The 16,092-nt window shown below is 59.5% G+C and carries 17 protein-coding genes; 7 read left to right on the forward strand and 10 right to left on the reverse strand.

The window, feature by feature from the left end; genetic code table 11:
- Positions 1-10: 10 nt before the first annotated feature.
- From AC1RQB_RS11955 to folE2, 3 genes are read right to left on the reverse strand one after another with little or no spacing between them, the layout of a single operon-like run.
- On the reverse strand, positions 11-877 hold the full coding sequence (locus AC1RQB_RS11955; protein ID WP_063342058.1) for a metal ABC transporter permease: 867 nt from the start codon (positions 875-877) through the stop codon (positions 11-13).
- The gene (locus AC1RQB_RS11960; RefSeq protein WP_063342059.1) at positions 877-1,545 is read right to left on the reverse strand and encodes a metal ABC transporter ATP-binding protein; all 669 of its coding nucleotides are present in this window, start codon (positions 1,543-1,545) and stop codon (positions 877-879) included. The genes AC1RQB_RS11955 and AC1RQB_RS11960 overlap by 1 nt, the downstream gene beginning before the upstream one ends.
- Entirely contained in the window at positions 1,542-2,438 is an 897-nt protein-coding gene (gene folE2, locus AC1RQB_RS11965) for a GTP cyclohydrolase FolE2 (protein ID WP_063342060.1), read from the reverse strand. Before folE2 ends, AC1RQB_RS11960 begins: the two co-directional genes overlap by 4 nt.
- 86 nt (positions 2,439-2,524) lie before the next feature.
- Between folE2 and AC1RQB_RS11970 the strand changes: the two genes are divergently transcribed.
- Positions 2,525-3,733 (forward strand): N-acetylmuramoyl-L-alanine amidase, encoded by a 1,209-nt coding sequence (locus tag AC1RQB_RS11970; RefSeq protein WP_008073589.1) that lies wholly within the window; start codon positions 2,525-2,527, stop codon positions 3,731-3,733.
- Here the strand turns inward: AC1RQB_RS11970 and AC1RQB_RS11975 are convergent.
- Positions 3,730-4,107, reverse strand: a complete 378-nt coding sequence (locus AC1RQB_RS11975; protein WP_063342061.1) for a hypothetical protein — start codon at positions 4,105-4,107, stop codon at positions 3,730-3,732. The two genes, AC1RQB_RS11970 and AC1RQB_RS11975, sit on opposite strands and share 4 nt — an antisense overlap.
- Positions 4,108-4,234: 127 nt before the next feature.
- Here AC1RQB_RS11975 and dksA point away from each other — a divergent pair, with 127 nt between their 5' ends.
- The 3 genes from dksA to AC1RQB_RS11990 are packed head-to-tail and all read left to right on the forward strand — an operon-like array spanning position 4,235 to position 6,526.
- Positions 4,235-4,639, forward strand: a complete 405-nt coding sequence (dksA, locus tag AC1RQB_RS11980; RefSeq protein WP_008073587.1) for an RNA polymerase-binding protein DksA — start codon at positions 4,235-4,237, stop codon at positions 4,637-4,639.
- A gap of 28 nt (positions 4,640-4,667) precedes the next feature.
- Positions 4,668-5,876 (forward strand): zinc metallochaperone GTPase ZigA, encoded by a 1,209-nt coding sequence (gene zigA, locus AC1RQB_RS11985; protein WP_008073586.1) that lies wholly within the window; start codon positions 4,668-4,670, stop codon positions 5,874-5,876.
- Positions 5,876-6,526 carry a DUF1826 domain-containing protein gene (locus tag AC1RQB_RS11990; protein WP_063342062.1) on the forward strand — a complete coding sequence of 217 codons (651 nt, stop codon included), beginning with the start codon at positions 5,876-5,878 and terminating at the stop codon, positions 6,524-6,526. The genes zigA and AC1RQB_RS11990 overlap by 1 nt, the downstream gene beginning before the upstream one ends.
- 4 nt (positions 6,527-6,530) lie before the next feature.
- Here AC1RQB_RS11990 and AC1RQB_RS11995 read toward each other — a convergent pair whose 3' ends face one another.
- Entirely contained in the window at positions 6,531-6,878 is a 348-nt protein-coding gene (locus tag AC1RQB_RS11995) for a hypothetical protein (RefSeq protein ID WP_063342063.1), read from the reverse strand.
- Between the two features lie 32 nt (positions 6,879-6,910).
- On the opposite strand from AC1RQB_RS11995, the gene AC1RQB_RS12000 reads away from it, so the two are divergent.
- Entirely contained in the window at positions 6,911-7,882 is a 972-nt protein-coding gene (locus AC1RQB_RS12000; protein WP_207267420.1) for a CobW family GTP-binding protein, read from the forward strand.
- A gap of 147 nt (positions 7,883-8,029) precedes the next feature.
- Here AC1RQB_RS12000 and AC1RQB_RS12005 read toward each other — a convergent pair whose 3' ends face one another.
- On the reverse strand, positions 8,030-8,443 hold the full coding sequence (locus tag AC1RQB_RS12005) for a DUF3301 domain-containing protein (protein ID WP_007896535.1): 414 nt from the start codon (positions 8,441-8,443) through the stop codon (positions 8,030-8,032).
- Positions 8,444-8,563: 120 nt separating this feature from the next.
- On the opposite strand from AC1RQB_RS12005, the gene pdxY reads away from it, so the two are divergent.
- Positions 8,564-9,436, forward strand: coding sequence for a pyridoxal kinase PdxY (gene pdxY, locus AC1RQB_RS12010; RefSeq protein WP_063342064.1), 873 nt, complete (start codon positions 8,564-8,566; stop codon positions 9,434-9,436).
- A gap of 147 nt (positions 9,437-9,583) precedes the next feature.
- Here pdxY and AC1RQB_RS12015 read toward each other — a convergent pair whose 3' ends face one another.
- A complete protein-coding gene (locus AC1RQB_RS12015) occupies positions 9,584-10,066 on the reverse strand; it encodes an acyl-CoA thioesterase (RefSeq protein ID WP_007896533.1) in 483 nt (160 codons plus the stop codon).
- Between the two features lie 196 nt (positions 10,067-10,262).
- Here AC1RQB_RS12015 and AC1RQB_RS12020 point away from each other — a divergent pair, with 196 nt between their 5' ends.
- Positions 10,263-12,026: a cation:proton antiporter gene (locus tag AC1RQB_RS12020; protein ID WP_008073572.1), complete on the forward strand. Its 1,764-nt coding sequence runs from the start codon at positions 10,263-10,265 to the stop codon at positions 12,024-12,026.
- Positions 12,027-12,048: 22 nt separating this feature from the next.
- Here the strand turns inward: AC1RQB_RS12020 and AC1RQB_RS12025 are convergent, their stop codons facing one another.
- The 3 genes from AC1RQB_RS12025 to uvrD all read right to left on the reverse strand — a co-directional run bounded on the left by AC1RQB_RS12025 (position 12,049) and on the right by uvrD (position 15,964).
- Positions 12,049-12,456 carry an SMI1/KNR4 family protein gene (locus AC1RQB_RS12025; RefSeq protein WP_008073570.1) on the reverse strand — a complete coding sequence of 136 codons (408 nt, stop codon included), beginning with the start codon at positions 12,454-12,456 and terminating at the stop codon, positions 12,049-12,051.
- 136 nt (positions 12,457-12,592) lie between these two features.
- Positions 12,593-13,468: a Tim44 domain-containing protein gene (locus tag AC1RQB_RS12030; protein ID WP_008073568.1), complete on the reverse strand. Its 876-nt coding sequence runs from the start codon at positions 13,466-13,468 to the stop codon at positions 12,593-12,595.
- A gap of 312 nt (positions 13,469-13,780) precedes the next feature.
- Positions 13,781-15,964: a DNA helicase II gene (gene uvrD / locus AC1RQB_RS12035; protein ID WP_063342065.1), complete on the reverse strand. Its 2,184-nt coding sequence runs from the start codon at positions 15,962-15,964 to the stop codon at positions 13,781-13,783.
- Positions 15,965-16,092: the final 128 nt, after the last annotated feature.

Consider the following 16,092-nt stretch of genomic DNA (forward strand, 5'->3'; position numbering starts at 1 on the left):
GGGTTACACCTCATTGGGATGTGAGCAAAGGCGGGCGGCGCAGCAAACCGTGCACCGGACCGAACACCACGGACAGCAGATACAAAGCGCCAGCCACCAGCACAATCGCCGGGCCGCTGGGTAGCGAGTAGTAAAACGACAGCAACAAGCCGAACCAGACCGAGAGGCAGCCGAGCAGCGTGGCGATGACCATCAGTACCGGCAAGCGACGACTCCAGAAGCGAGAAGCTGCGGCCGGCAGCATCATCAAACCGACCACCATCAGGGCGCCGATGGCCTGGAAACCGATCACCAGGTTCAGCACCACCAGCGTCAGAAATACCCCATGAGCCAGTGGCCCGAGGCGGCTGACGGTTTGCAGAAATAGCGGGTCGAGGGTGTCCAGCAACAGGGGTTTGTAGATGAGGGCCATGGCGATCAGGCTGAAGCCCGAGACCCAAATCATGCCGGTCAAAGTCGGCCCGTCGACCGCGAGCGCCGAGCCAAACAATAGGTGCAACAGGTCCAGTCGCTTGCCGGCAATGCCGAGGATCAGCACGCCGCTGGCCAGCGATATCGGGTAGATCGCGGCCAGGCTCGCGTCTTCCCGCAGGCCGGTGCGGCGGGTGATCCAGGCCGCCAGTCCGGCCATGCTCAGACCAGCACCGAGGCCACCGATGGTCAACGCGGGCAAACTCAAACCGGCGAACCAGAAGCCCAATGCGGCGCCCGGCAAGATGCCGTGAGCCACCGCGTCGCCGATCAGGCTCATGCGCCGTAGAATCAAAAACACCCCAAGCGGAGCGGTGCTGCACGCCAGAACGAGACCACCAAGCAATGCCCGGCGCATGAATGCGAATTCGTGGAACGGTTGCCAAAGCTGAGCGGCAGCGATCATCAAGCCACCTGCGTCTGGGGTTGTTGGCGAATCAGATCGGTACTGGGGCCGAGGACGCAGCCGCTGCTTTTGATCAATAGGGCTTGTGGGATGTGTTGGCGCACGGCGGCCAGGTCATGACACACCACCACCAGCGTTCGACCTTCGGCATGCCAGGCATGGATGTGTTTCCAGAGCAGCGCCTGGCCGAGTTCGTCGAGTGCGGCGTGGGGTTCGTCGAGCAGCAGCAAGGGGGCTTCGGCGAGACTCAACCGGGCGAGCAGGGCACGCTGCAATTCGCCCCCGGAGAGAGCCATCAATGGGCGATGTTCCAGGCCACTCAGGCACCAGTCTTCCAGCGCAGACTTGAGGCGTTGGCTGCGAATTTCCGGAGTTTGCTTGCTGCCCCAGAAACCTGCGGCCACCAACTCTTGCAGGCTGATGGGGAACTGCCGATCCAGATGTTGTTGCTGAGGCAGGAACGAAAGGCCGCCTTTGCGTGGAACATCAATGATGACTTTTCCAGCCAGTGGCTTTTGCAGACCGGCGATGACTTTCAGCAGGCTGGTTTTACCCGAACCGTTGGCACCGATGACAGCGGTCAGACTTCCTTTGGGCAACTGGAAATCCACCGACGGAGTGAGCGGTTGACCGGGTGCGCCCCAGCGCAAGGCTTGGCATTGGATCATGCGGCCTCCCAATTCCAGCGACTTTCGGCGACAGCATCGTGGGCATGAAGACTTTCGGCGTGAACGACTCGCACGTGAAAGGCGTTGATTCCGGCGGAGCGTTTCAGGGCCAGGTTCAAGCGTCGAGCGGCGTCTTCGCAGAACATCAGGTTCTGTCCATTGGCGAGGGCGAAGGCTTGTTCATCGGCGCGTTTCACGGCGGTTTGCACTGCGGTGCCGAGGGCTGCTTCCGCATCGTTGATCGCGGCGATCAACGGCAGGTCATCCAGATAATCGACCAGACGCAACTGCAATCGCGCATTGCTGCGTTGGCTATGCGGCGTGGCGACGATGCCTTTCGTGGAACCGAGCCAAACCAGAACGTCGGCGTGTTGCAGCGACTTGTTGGCAAAGTCATCCACGAATTGTTGTTGAATCAACTGCCGCGAAAGTGCCGCTGAGCACGGGCAGGTTGAGGAATAAGGAACATCGATTTTTAGTTCCACGTGGAACATCGCGTTTTTCAAACTGGCTTCGATGCTCACCGGATAAGTTTTCCAGCCGGCCAGTGGACTGACGAGCGCAGGTCTTTTGAGCAATAGATCGGTGTGAATTTTTAGGTAAGCGTTGCGGGAAAGTCCTTCATGGGTTTCGAGAAAATTTTGCAAGACTCGCCGCAATAACGCGGGCGAAAGGTTTTCCTGCTCAAGCATTTCCAACGCCAGATACAGCCGCGACATATGGATGCCGCGCGCCTCTCCATCGTCGAGGCTAACGCCAGCGTCGGCCTTTGCGCTCAGTCGCTGGCCATCGAATAAAACAGGAAGAGCAATGCCGCACATGCCCACCCAATCGAGTGGCAGGGCTTGGCGTGAGGCCTGCGCGGCGATATCCGGCAGAGTCAGCGCATTCATGAGCAGGTCCATCGTGGGAGTTGATTTGGCATGTTATATTATAACAATCAAATCGACGATGCCTTTTTCGTGAGCAGGCTTTCACCATGCACAGACGTCACTTGCTCAACCTGATTCTGGCCAGCGCGGCCTTCGCTTTACCCTTTGGTGTGTCGGCCACGCAAATTCGCAATGCACGACTGTGGCGTTCGGACGACAAGCTGCGACTGGTGTTCGATCTGAGCGGGCCGGTGCAATACAAGACGTTTTCCCTGAGCGCTCCGCAGCGGCTGATCATTGATCTGAGTGGCGCCAATCTCAGTGGCGATTTCAGTCAGTTAGCACTCAGCAATACGGTGATTCGCTCAATCCGCTCCGGACATTTCGGTCGGGGCGATACGCGGATTGTCCTCGACCTCAGCGGCCCGGTGCAGCTCAACAGTTTCCTGCTGCCGCCCCAGGACGGGCAGGGGCACCGATTGGTGCTCGATCTGAAGACCGCCGCGCCGCTACAGATTGCGGCGGTGCCGTCGGAAAAACCTGAACCCGTCCCCGCCAAGGCTCACCCCAAGCGCGACATCATCGTGGTGGTCGACCCGGGTCACGGTGGCAAAGACCCGGGCGCGGTCGGTGCCAAAGGTGAGCGGGAAAAAGACGTGGTGCTGTCGATCGCCCAATTGCTGGCCAAGCGGCTGAAGCGCGAGAAGGGCTTCGACGTGAAACTGGTGCGCAACGACGACTTCTTCGTCCCGCTGCGTAAACGCGTGGAGATCGCCCGCAAGCACAATGCCGACATGTTCATCTCGGTTCATGCGGATGCGGCGCCGCGTCTCACCGCTTCAGGTGCGTCGGTGTACTGCCTGTCCGAAGGCGGCGCGACCTCGGCCACGGCGCGTTTCATGGCGCAACGGGAGAACGGTGCAGACCTGCTGGGTGCCACCAGCCTGCTCAATCTCAAGGATAAGGATCCGATGCTCGCCGGGGTGATTCTCGACATGTCGATGAATGCCACCATCGCCGCCAGCTTGCAACTGGGCAGTACGGTGCTTGGCAGCCTGGCAGGCATCACCACACTGCATCAGAAGCGCGTGGAACAAGCGGGATTCGCTGTATTGAAGTCTCCGGATGTGCCGTCGATTCTGGTGGAAACCGGCTTCATCTCAAACCCCCGCGACAGCCAGCGACTGGTGACTGCCCGTCATCAACAAGCCGTGGCGGATGGTTTGTTCGAAGGTTTGCAGCGCTATTTTCAGAAGAACCCACCGGTGAACAGCTACATCGCCTGGCAACAGGAACAGAAGAAGATGCAGGCCTAGCAGCCGGTCATCCGGCTACACGTGAACTTGCCGCTGCTGCCGCCGGAACTGGAAAACCGATTGATGGTTGTCCAGCCAACCCGGCGGTTGTAACCGACCCAGGCTTCACCATCGGATGCGATGCCCGTGAAGAATGTCAGTTGCCCGTAGCGGCTGTTGGTTTGTGCCCATTGGCGTTTGCCGGCTACTTCGAAGCCGCGCAGATAGATCGTGCTACCGACAGTGTTAACGCTGTAGGCATTGCCGTCGGCATCTACGCAGGCCAGCAGATTGGCGCTGCGGGTGCAGTTGGCCAGACTCGGGATTTGTCCCCAGGCATCGACCGCAATCAGCAGCGAAAGGCTCAATAGCGAGAGTTTCAGGGCGTTTCCCATGGCATTTCTCAAAAGGGCGGACGGTTTAAAGCATCGTGCCCTTTGTCGTGAGTAACAAGAGGGGAGTGGCTTATTTGCATTGTTATACTATAACATAAAAATACACCCGCTCTGATGATTCACCGCCATGACTGAACAAGAACTCCTCGCTCAACCCGCCGCCGATTACATGAACGACGCCCAGCAAGGTTTCTTTCGCGAGCTGTTGCTGGCTCAGCGCAGCGAGCTGCAGGAGCGCATTGCCGGCGAGTTCGACGCGTTACGCGAGCAGGAACCCCACAGCGATCCCGCCGATATCGGCAGCGCCGAAGAACAGCGCCAGTGGCAACTGCGCCTGCTGGAGCGGGAAAAGAAGCTCCTGGACAAGATTGACGAAGCCCTCGAGCACGTGGCTCGCGGCGAGTACGGCTGGTGCCGCGAAACCGGTGAGCCGATTGGTCTCAAGCGCCTGCTGCTGCGACCCACCGCCACTTTGTGTATTGAAGCCAAAGAACGTGAAGAGCTGCGCGAACGCCATCAACGGGCGATTTGACCGGCCACATCCTGATGAGGAATACCTGATGCCCAATCGTCTCCCCGTGACCGTCCTGTCGGGCTTTCTCGGTGCCGGAAAAAGTACACTTCTTAATTACGTACTACGTAATCGCGAAAATTTGCGTGTCGCGGTGATCGTCAATGACATGAGTGAGATCAACATTGATGGCAGCGAAGTTCAGCGCGATGTCAGCTTGAATCGTGCCGAAGAAAAACTCGTGGAAATGAGTAACGGCTGCATCTGCTGCACCTTGAGGGAAGATTTGCTCGAAGAAGTCAGCAAACTCGCCAGAGACGGTCGTTTCGATTACCTGCTGATCGAGTCCACGGGGATTTCCGAGCCTTTGCCCGTAGCGGAAACTTTTACGTTTCGCGATGAAGAAGGGCAGAGCCTGGCGGACATAGCGCGGCTAGACACCATGGTTACCGTGGTCGACGGCATGAACTTCCTGCTCGACTATCAAGCCGCCGAAAGCCTCGCTTCCCGTGGCGAAACCCTGGGCGAGGAGGACGAACGCTCGATCACTGACCTGTTGATCGAGCAGATCGAATTCGCCGACGTGATCCTGATCAGCAAGATCGATTTGATCGGCAGTAACGAGCGCCAAGAGTTGATCGCGATCCTTGAACGGCTCAATTCCCAGGCGGAAATCATTCCGATGGTCATGGGCGAAGTGCCGCTCAAGAAAATCCTCAACACCGGGCGCTTCGACTTCGAAAAAGCCGCTCAGGCGCCGGGATGGTTGCAGGAATTGCGCGGTGAACACGTGCCGGAAACCGAGGAGTACGGTATCGCCTCCACGGCCTATCGGGCGCGGCGACCGTTTCATCCACAACGCTTCTTCAGCTTCATCGATCGTCCGTGGGTGAACGGCAAATTGCTGCGCTCCAAGGGCTATTTCTGGCTGGCCAGCAAACACAGGGATGCTGGCAGCTGGTCCCAGGCCGGCGGCTTGATGCGCCACGGTTTTGCCGGGCGCTGGTGGCGTTTCGTGCCGAAAAACCAGTGGCCGCAAGACGAAGAAAGCACCGCCGGGATCATGGAAAACTGGACGGCCGCCACCGGTGATTGCCGCCAGGAACTGGTGTTTATCGGCCAGAACATCGACTTTGCGCAACTCGCCGCCGAACTCGATAACTGCCTGCTGACGGATGCTGAAATGGCCTTGGGCGTCGAGGGCTGGCAGTTACTGCCCGATCCGTTCGGTCCTTGGCACGAAGAGGCGGCCGCCTGATGTTGGCGCCCAGTCTGAAGCTGCGACCGGTCATTCGTCAGGTTCAAGGTGATACGCCCAAAGCGCTGACCGGAATTCTGGACGACGGCGTGAACCTCGCCCTCTGGCAACGCCAACTCCCGGCGCACATTGCCGATTTCGGTCGTTTGTTGTTGTCCCTGAACGAGCCGCTGGCCGAGTCACTGTCCCTGGAAATGCCCGGCGATGACGCCGAACCCAATCTCCACGGTTTAGCCTCAGGCTTCAGCGACCTTGAGGGCTACGAAGGCTTTATCGCCGATATTTCCTGGCTGGTCAGCGCTTTCGCTTGCCTGTTGGGCGCCCAGCGTATCGGCCTGCGCCTGCGGGTTCTGGACACAGCCATGTGCCCGCGTTTCCACGTCGATCACGTGCCCGTGCGGTTGATCACCACCTACGCAGGTATCGGCAGCCAATGGCTGAAAGAAGGGGCGATGGATCGCTGGCAATTAGGTAAACCTGACGCCGAACCGCAGGACGAGTCGCTGATCCAGCAAATCACCAGCGGCGAAGTGGCGTTGCTTAAAGGGGAGAAGTGGCACGGCAACGAAGGCTTCGGTTTGATCCACCGTTCGCCGCAACCAGCGCCGGGAGAGCGTCGTTTGATCCTGACCCTTGACTGGCTGAGCTAGCCGCTCAAGGTTTGAGCCAGGTTCCCTGGCTCTGGGCTTCGCAAAACGGCTTCAAATACGCCGCATCGGTGGCCACGCCGTAATAGTGAATATCCTGCCGGTAGGGCATATTGGCGACTTGAGCGTTGCTGCACACCCCGAACGCGCCGGTAGGGCATTGGTCGACGTACTGCACTTCGACTTTCTGCCCGGGCAGATTCGGCTGGCAGAATCCGTCGGCGAACAGTTTTTCCGGGATGTTGCGGTTTTGCTGGCAGACCTTCACGTCGAGCCGCTCAGCCGTGCTGTGCACCACGCAGGCCTGAGCCAGCGCTTCGCCCGACGTGAGCGCCAGAAGCAACGACAATCCCATCAACCTCTTTACCTCCTCAGAAAACCTCGACCATGTTGCAGAACATTCCCACCCACGTCATTGCCGGCCCGCTAGGCGCTGGCAAGACCAGCCTGATCAAGCACCTGCTGGCGCAACGGCCCGTGGGTGAGCGCTGGGCAGTGTTGATCAACGAGTTCGGCCAGATCGGTCTGGATGCCGCGCTGTTGACCCAGGATGCCGATGGTATCGCACTGGGGGAAGTGGCCGGGGGCTGTTTGTGTTGCGTCAATGGTGCACCGTTTCAGATCGGCCTCGGGCGGTTGCTGCGCAAGGCACGACCGGATCGACTGTTCATCGAACCCTCCGGGCTAGGGCATCCGGCGCAGTTACTCCGGCAATTGAGTGAGGCGCCGTGGCAAGGCGTCCTGGCGGTGCAGCCGTGCGTGCTGGTGCTGGATGCCCAGGCGCTCGCGGCCGGAAAACCGCTGCCTGCGGCGCAACAGCAAGCCTTGGACAGTGCCGGGTTGCTGTTGCTGAACAAGGCAGAAGGCCTCGACGACAGTGATCGCCAGCGAATCGCCGCACAGTTGCCGACGCGTCCCTTGTACTGGACGCAGCAAGCCGTTTTGCCATTGAGTGAGTTGCCGGGGCTCGGGGCTCAGGCTGTCGGGGGTGTGGATAACTTTGTCATGCCCAAGGGATTGGCGCAGATGCCGGCCATCTGGACCGACCCCACGCTGCCGATTTGCTTGAGTCAGGCGCAAGAGGGTGGCTGGAGTGTTGGATGGCGGTGGCATCCGAGTCAGGTATTTGATGCCGTATTGATCGGGGAGTGGCTTGAGCGCCTTGAATGGCGGCGGGCGAAATTGGTTATCCACAGCGTTGAGGGTTGGGTGTCGGCCAATGCGCTGGATAACTCGTTACTGGATTGGCAACCCAGCGAATGGCGTCGGGATTCGCGTATTGAGCTGATTTTCAGTGAGCAGCAGGCTGTTGAAGAGCTGCAGGAGGGGCTGGTGGGGTGCAGGGTTCAAGCGAACTAGCTGATTTTTCACCGCCTGAGAAGGCCTATTCGCGAGCAAGCCCGCTCCCACAGAGGGACTGTGATGTGCACACAAGTTGTGCAGCACAACAGATCAAATGTGGGAGCGGGCTTGCTCGCGAATGGATTTAACTGACAACAACTACCTTCAAGGCCGCCACTTGGTGTGTTCTTGCCGCCACTGACTCAGTTCAATCACCTCGGCTCTGGGCTTCGCGATATCGACCACCGGCGGAGTGTCGTCGAACGGCATCGGGTAGGGCGCAAGCTCGATCTGTGCGCTGTGGGCGCCGAACTGGGTGATGGTGCCGGTGTGGCGGGTTTCGCCGGTCACGGTGAATTCGAAGTTATACACACGGGCCAGGCGCCGACGGCCGTTGGCGTCTTTAATGAAAGCGATCTTCTTCAAGGCTACGTTGCCGTCCAGCAGCTCGATCCGAAGCTTGGCGCAATGCTGCATGACCCGCTCCAGCGCACGTTCGCGCAAGCCGTGGTTGTGCCACAACCACGCGCCACCGGTGGCGAGCAGCATCAGCACGAAGATATTTCCGAGGGTCAGCATCAACAGGGTGCTCCAACAAGATAGTGCCAGCTTAACTGCGTCGCCGGTCTGTCGTACAGGCTGCGTTTAGTCGCATACTGCGCGGCTCGAATTTCAATCGTTTGACGGAAAACTCACCGCATGAAACGTACGCCCCATGTGCTCGCCATCCAGTCCCACGTGGTGTTCGGCCACGCTGGCAACAGCGCCGCGGTTTTCCCGATGCAGCGGGTCGGGGTGAACGTGTGGCCGCTCAATACCGTGCAGTTCTCCAACCATACGCAATATGGCCAGTGGGCCGGGGAAGTGCTGGCTCCGCATCAGATTCCGGAATTGGTAGAAGGAATCGCTGCAATTGGTGAGCTGGGCAATTGCGATGCCGTGTTGTCCGGCTACCTCGGCAGCGCGGCCCAGGGCCGAGCGATTCTCGCGGGCGTGGATCGAATCAAATCGATCAATCCCAAAGCGGTATACCTCTGCGACCCGGTGATGGGCCATCCGGAGAAGGGCTGTACCGTTCCAGCCGAGGTCAGCGATTTTCTGCTGGAAGAGGCGGCAGCGGTGGCCGACTTCATGTGCCCGAACCAGTTGGAGCTGAACAGCTTCTCGGGGCGCAAGGCGCAGTCACTGTTCGATTGCCTGGCCATGGCGCGAGCGCTGTTGGCGCGCGGTCCGAAGGCGGTGCTGGTCAAGCATCTGGACTATCCCGGCAAATTGGCGGATGGCTTCGAGATGTTGCTGGTGACCGCCGAAGGCAGCTGGCACCTGCGTCGGCCGCTGCTGGCGTTTCCGCGTCAGCCGGTGGGCGTTGGCGATCTGACTGCCGGGCTGTTCCTGGCGCGCGTGCTGCTGGGTGACAGTCTGGTGAGTGCCTTCGAATTCACCGCGGCGGCGGTGCATGAAGTGATGCTGGAAACCCAGGCCTGCGCCAGCTATGAGCTGGAACTGGTGCGGGCGCAGGACCGGATTGCCCATCCGCGGGTGCGGTTCGAAGCGACGGCGATCAGCCTCTGAGCTTCTCGTCGACCCCATTCGCGAGCAAGCCCGCTCCCACACTGGCTCTCTGTCGTACACGAAATCTGTGTGCACTGAAGATCCATTGTGGGAGCGGGCTTGCTCGCGAAGACGATCTAATGAACACCGTCAAACTGACTGAATAGCTCAGGCGTCGCCCTTGATGTCCTGATAACGCTTTTCCAGTTCCTGACGAATCTGCCGACGCTGCTGGGCCTGCATGTACCGACGCTTGTCTTCACTGTTCTGCGGTTGCAGCGGTGGGACTGCGGCCGGTTTGCGCTGGTCATCCACCGCGACCATGGTGAAGAAACAGCTGTTGGTGTGGCGTACCGAGCGCTCGCGGATGTTCTCGGTCACGACCTTGATGCCCACCTCCATCGAGGTGTTGCCGGTGTAGTTGACCGACGCCAGAAAGGTCACCAGTTCGCCGACGTGAATCGGCTCGCGGAAGATCACCTGATCCACCGACAGGGTCACCACATAGCGGCCGGCATAGCGGCTGGCGCAGGCGTAGGCCACTTCATCGAGGTATTTGAGCAGGGTGCCGCCGTGGACATTGCCAGAGAAATTGGCCATGTCGGGGGTCATCAATACCGTCATCGACAGCTGGGCGTTTCCGGGTTCCATAACGTACTCACGGGTTCAAGGCAGGATTCGGGGTTACACCTCTGCGGGTGCTTGGTTTTTCAAACCAACAGTTATCGGGACGCCGGGCGGATGGTCGCCGTCACTCCCGGATCGATCTGTTTCCATATATTGCACCGCCTTTCTGCCAGAAGTCGCGGTGTTACCCTTCGAAAGGCCACTCCAAGGAGCCTACGCCATGCATGCCATCAGTTTCATTCAGGATCTGGCAGTGATCATGTTGATCGCGGGTGTGGTGACCGTGCTCTTTCATCGTCTCAAACAACCGGTGGTGCTCGGCTATATCGTCGCCGGCTTCATAATCGGCCCGCACACGCCTCCGTTCAGCCTGATCCACGATGAAGCAACCATCAAGACCCTCGCCGAACTCGGGGTGATTTTCCTGATGTTCTGCCTGGGGCTGGAGTTCAGCCTGCGCAAGCTGTTCAAGGTCGGTGCCACGGCGTTCATCGCAGCGTTCCTGGAAATCGTCCTGATGATCTGGATCGGCTATGAAATCGGCCGCTGGTTCGACTGGAATACCATGGACTCGCTGTTCCTCGGCGCGATCCTGGCGATTTCCTCGACCACCATCATCGTCAAGGCGCTCAACGACCTGAAGATGAAGAACGAGCGTTTTGCACAGCTGATCTTCGGCGTGCTGATCGTCGAAGACATCCTCGGCATTGGCATCATCGCGTTGCTGTCGAGCATCGCGGTCAGCGGAACCGTCAGTTCCGGAGAAGTGTTTTCCACGGTCGGCAAGCTTTCACTGTTCATGATTGTCGCACTGGTTATTGGCATTCTGCTGGTGCCGCGGCTGCTGGCCTATGTGGCCAAGTTCGACAGCAACGAGATGCTGCTGATCACCGTACTGGGCCTGTGTTTCGGCTTCTGCCTGTTGGTGGTCAAACTTGAATACAGCATGGTCCTGGGCGCGTTCCTGATTGGCGCGATCATGGCTGAATCGCGACAACTGCTGAAGATCGAGCAGTTGATCGAGCCGGTTCGCGACTTGTTCAGTGCGATTTTCTTCGTCGCCATCGGCCTGATGCTCGACCCGATGATCCTGCTGCAATACGCCTGGCCGATCGCGGTGATCACGGTGGCAGTGGTGCTGGGCAAGATGTTGTCCTGCGGCCTCGGTGCCTTTATCGCCGGCAATGACGGACGCACCTCACTGCGCGTGGGGATGGGGCTTTCACAGATTGGCGAATTCTCTTTCATCATCGCGGCGTTGGGCATGACGCTGCAGGTCACCAGCAACTTTCTCTACCCGGTGGCGGTGGCCGTCTCGGTGATCACCACGCTGTTGACGCCGTATCTGATCCGCGCGGCCGATCCGCTGTCGATCAAGCTTGCGGCAGTGATGCCGCAGCGTCTGAGCCGTGTGCTGGGGATGTATGGCGAATGGCTGCGCAGCATTCAGCCTCAGGGCGAGGGCGCACTGTTGGCGTCGATGATCCGGCGGATTCTGTTGCAGGTAGGTGTGAATCTGGCGTTGGTGATTGCGATCTTTCTCTCGGGCGCGTTCTTCGCCGAGCGCATGTCCGTTTACCTGCAAGCCTGGGTCAGCGACCCGAGCTGGCAGAAAGCGTTGATCTGGGGCGGGGCGTTGCTGTTGTCACTGCCGTTCCTGATCGCCGCCTATCGTAAGCTCAAGGCGCTGTCGATGCTGCTGGCAGAGATGGGTGTGAAACCGGAAATGGCCGGCCGCCACACACAGCGAGTGCGTCGGGTGATCGCCGAAGTGATCCCGATACTCTCGCTGTTAGTGATTTTCCTGCTGCTGACAGCCTTGTCGGCCAGTATTCTGCCGACCAACAAGTTGCTGGTGCTGATCGTCATAGTCGCGGCCGCGGTGGCGGCGCTGCTCTGGCGCTGGTTCATCCGCGTGCATACGCGGATGCAGGTGGCTTTGCTGGAAACGCTGGACAATCACAAGGAATCGTCCGGGCATTGAACACGCGATGCATCAGGGTAAATCAGCTTTCCAGCCAGACGTCCCGCGCCCAGTGCCATACCGATTCCCAGGTTTCTTCGGCGAGCAACTCTTCCTCAGCCAGCCACAACACCACGGTGCCGTCTTCTTCGACCAGGTAATAATTGTCACCGTCCTGGCAGATCGGAATCATGCTGCGATCGACGCCAGCATCCCAGGCGTTGGCGGCAACGTCCGGCAGGTAGGTGTGGGACTGCGGATCGGTGACGGTCACCGGCTCCAGGCTGCCGTAGACCACGTCGCTGACGGTCAGCAAAAATTCTCTGAAGACGAATGGGATGTCGATGAACAGTTGCTCTTCGATTTCCACAATCTGATCTTCGTCAGGCAATTCCAAGGGGACCGGTACCGGTTCGTTGGCTTCACGCAGTTGTTCGATGATTTCTTCCACGTCCGGGATCCTCTTGCTTGATGGCGCGGTTTAGTTGGGGCGGTTTATACAGTAGCTCGCTATAGATGCAACCGCGAAATAGAAAACCCCGGCCGAGGCCGGGGTTTTATTACAACAGGTGAAACGCGGGAAGTGATCAGCCGTTCTGGCGGATACCGGCCACCAGCCAAGGCTGGTTTTCGCCCTGTGCACGTTCCATGTTCCAGCTTTCGCTGAACACTTCGCCCTGATCAAAGCGCGAGGACTTCGACACACCGCTGAAGGTCAGGGTGGCGATAGTCTTGTCCGCACGGTCATCAACGCCGTCCAGTTGTACCTGGAGGTTGTCGATGTAGGTCGACTGGAAGCCGTCGCCCAGATCGGCACGTTCGCGCTTGAGGAACTCCAGCAGTTGCGGAGTCACGAACTCGGCAATCTTGTCCATTTCGTTGGCGTCCCAATGTTGCTGCAGGGACTGGAAGTGGTTGCGGGCCGCTTCAATGAAGTTGTGTTCATTGAACCAGGCCGGCGCGTTGATCACCGGACGAGCGGCAACCGGTGCTGCCGAGCCGCCGAAGATCGAACCCATGGCTGTTGGTTTCTGTTCGAACACTTCACGCTGCATCGGCGCGCCGGCTGGAGCCATATGCTCCTGCTGCTTGCGACGACGGGCGGCGATGAAACGGAAGGCCAGGAAGGCGATGACCGCCATGATCAGGATGTCGAAGATCTGCATGCCCTGAAAGCCGTCGCCCATGAACATGGAGGCCAGCAGGCCACCGGCGGCGATACCGGCCAGAGGGCCGAGCCAGCGCGAAGCACCGCTGGCCTTGGTGGCGGCGCCAGCAGCACCGGCCGCGCCCGCAGTGGCAGCAGCGCCGCCTGCAGCAGAAGAAGGAGCCATTTGGCTGGTCTGGTGAGTCGGCGCAGCGCCGGAGCTCTTGCCGCCACCAAAGCGCTTGGCGGCATTGGCGTCGAGGCTCATCGTCAGGCCAATGCACAACGCCATGGCGATGCTAAGAAAACGTTTCATAAAGGGAATTCCCAATTTGTGGAAGGCACGCGCGCCATGTTGCACAGCTGAAGTGTTGCTGGCTAGCGGCAGAGTGTTTCGGGCTTTTGCCTGACAGGTAGTGTTCAGCCTCCGGTCACGCAATAAGACTTGTTAACTTTGGTCTGTAGGACGAGTGGATAGGTTCTGTAGGAATGACCGCAGCGGGCTGAACGCAGATAGATCGTTCCCACGCTCTGCGTGGTAACGCCGCCATGGACGCTCTGCGTCCACTGTGACGCGGAGCGTCACGGGATGCATTCCCACGCAGAGCGTGGGAACGATCAGGCCTGATTAGATCGCTTCCAGCTTGGCGTAACCCAGCATCAACCACTTGCTGCCTTCGCTGAAGTTCACCTGCACCCGCGCCTGAGCGCCGGCGCCTTCGAAATTCAGGATCACACCATCGCCGAACACCGAATGCCGCACGGTCTGACCGAGGCTGAACCCGGTGTCCGGGATCTCGCTGCCGCCGAACAGGCTGCTGGAACTCTGCTGCTGGCCACCGCCGAACGGGCGGCTGACGCTGTTGGACAGCCGCACTTCCTGAATCAGGCCTTTCGGCACTTCACGTACGAAACGCGACACCTTGTTGTAGGTCTCGCTGCCGTACAGGCGTCGGGTTTCAGCATAAGTCAGCACCAGATTCTGCATCGCCCGGGTGATACCGACGTAGGCCAAGCGGCGCTCCTCTTCAAGACGGCCGGGTTCTTCCAGGCTCATCTTGTGCGGAAACAGGCCTTCTTCCATGCCCACCAGGAACACGTAAGGGAATTCCAGGCCCTTGGCGCTGTGCAGGGTCATCAACTGAATGCTGTCTTCGTGTTCGTCGGCCTGGGTATCTCCGGCCTCCAGCGAGGCGTGACCGAGGAACGCCGCCAATGGCGACTGCTCTTCATCCTCTTCCGGGTTTTCGAAGTTACGCGCGGCGCTGACCAATTCCTCAAGGTTTTCTACCCGGGCCTGGCCTTTCTCGCCTTTCTCCGCCTGGTGGTAGGCAATCAGCCCCGATTGCTCAATGACGGTCTGAGTCATCAAATGCAGCGGCATTTCCAGGCACTTGGCGGCGAGGTTCTCGATCAGCTCCATAAATGCCCCAAGGGCACCGGCAGCGCGACCGGTCAGGCCTTTGTTCGCCACCAGCTGACGCATGGCTTCCCACATTGACACATGGCTGTGGCGCGCATGATCGCGTATGGCTTCGACGGTTTTTTCGCCAATGCCACGGGCCGGAACGTTGATCACACGCTCAAGGGCCGCATCGTTGCCACGGCCTTCCAGCAAACGCAGGTACGCCATGGCGTTCTTGATTTCTGCCCGTTCGAAGAAGCGCTGACCGCCATAAATGCGGTATGGAATGCGCTCACGCAGCAAGGCTTCTTCCAAAACGCGCGATTGGGCGTTGGAGCGGTACAAAATCGCGATATCGCTGCGAGCCAAGCCAGTTTTCAGCGCGCTTTCGATGGTTTCAACCACGTAGCGTGCTTCATCGTGTTCGTTGAACGCCGCGTACAGATTGATTGCTTCGCCTTCGCCGCCATCGGTCCACAACTCTTTGCCCATGCGCCCGGTATTGTTGGCGATCAGGGCGTTGGCGGCTTTGAGGATCCCGGCTGTGGAGCGGTAGTTTTGCTCCAGACGAATGATCTGGGCATCGGGGAAGTCGTCGGAATACTGATAAATGTTCTCGATTTTCGCGCCGCGCCAGCCATAGATCGACTGATCGTCGTCGCCGACCACCATCAGGCTGTCGCCACCCTTGGCCAGCAGACGCAACCAGGCGTACTGCACGGCGTTGGTGTCCTGGAATTCGTCCACCAGAATGTGCCGGAAGCGCTTCTGATAATGGGCGAGCAGGCCCGGGTGATCGCGCCACAGATCGAGGGCGCGCAACAGCAGTTCAGAGAAATCGATGACGCCGGCGCGCAGGCACGCGGCCTCATAGGCTTCATAAATGCTGCGCATGGTTGCCAGGAACAAATCGCCGCTGGCTTGAATATGTTGTGGGCGCAGACCTTCGTCTTTCTGCCCGTTGATGAACCACTGGGCCTGTCGGGCCGGCCAGCGTTGCTCGTCCAGACCCAGCTCGCGGATCACCCGCTTGACCAACCGTTGCTGGTCGTCGCTGTCAAGAATCTGGAAGGTCTGGCTCAGGCCGGCTTCCTGCCAGTGCGCCCGCAGCAAGCGGTGCGCCAGGCCGTGGAAGGTGCCGACCCACATGCCGGCCGGGTTGATACCCATCAGCTGCTCGATGCGATGACGCATCTCGGCAGCGGCCTTGTTGGTGAAGGTCACCGACAGAATGGAGTGGGGCGAGGCGTTTTCGACCTGGATCAACCAGGCAATACGGTGCACCAGCACTCGGGTTTTACCGGAGCCAGCACCGGCCAGGACCAACTGACGACCCACGGAGGCGGCTACGGCCTGACGTTGGGCATCGTTGAGGGAGTTCAGCAGAAGGGAGAGATCATCGCGCATCGGGGCATTCTAGGGTGCGCCGTCACACCGGGCAAACCGAGCTTTGCATTAGCCGATGAAAGAAGCACCGATGACGACCGGTCGGTCACCGGCTGCAAGCGTTGGCGGGGCTCGTCTGGCTGCTTTTG

This window comes from Pseudomonas sp. GW822-FHT02E03, assembly GCF_058802325.1.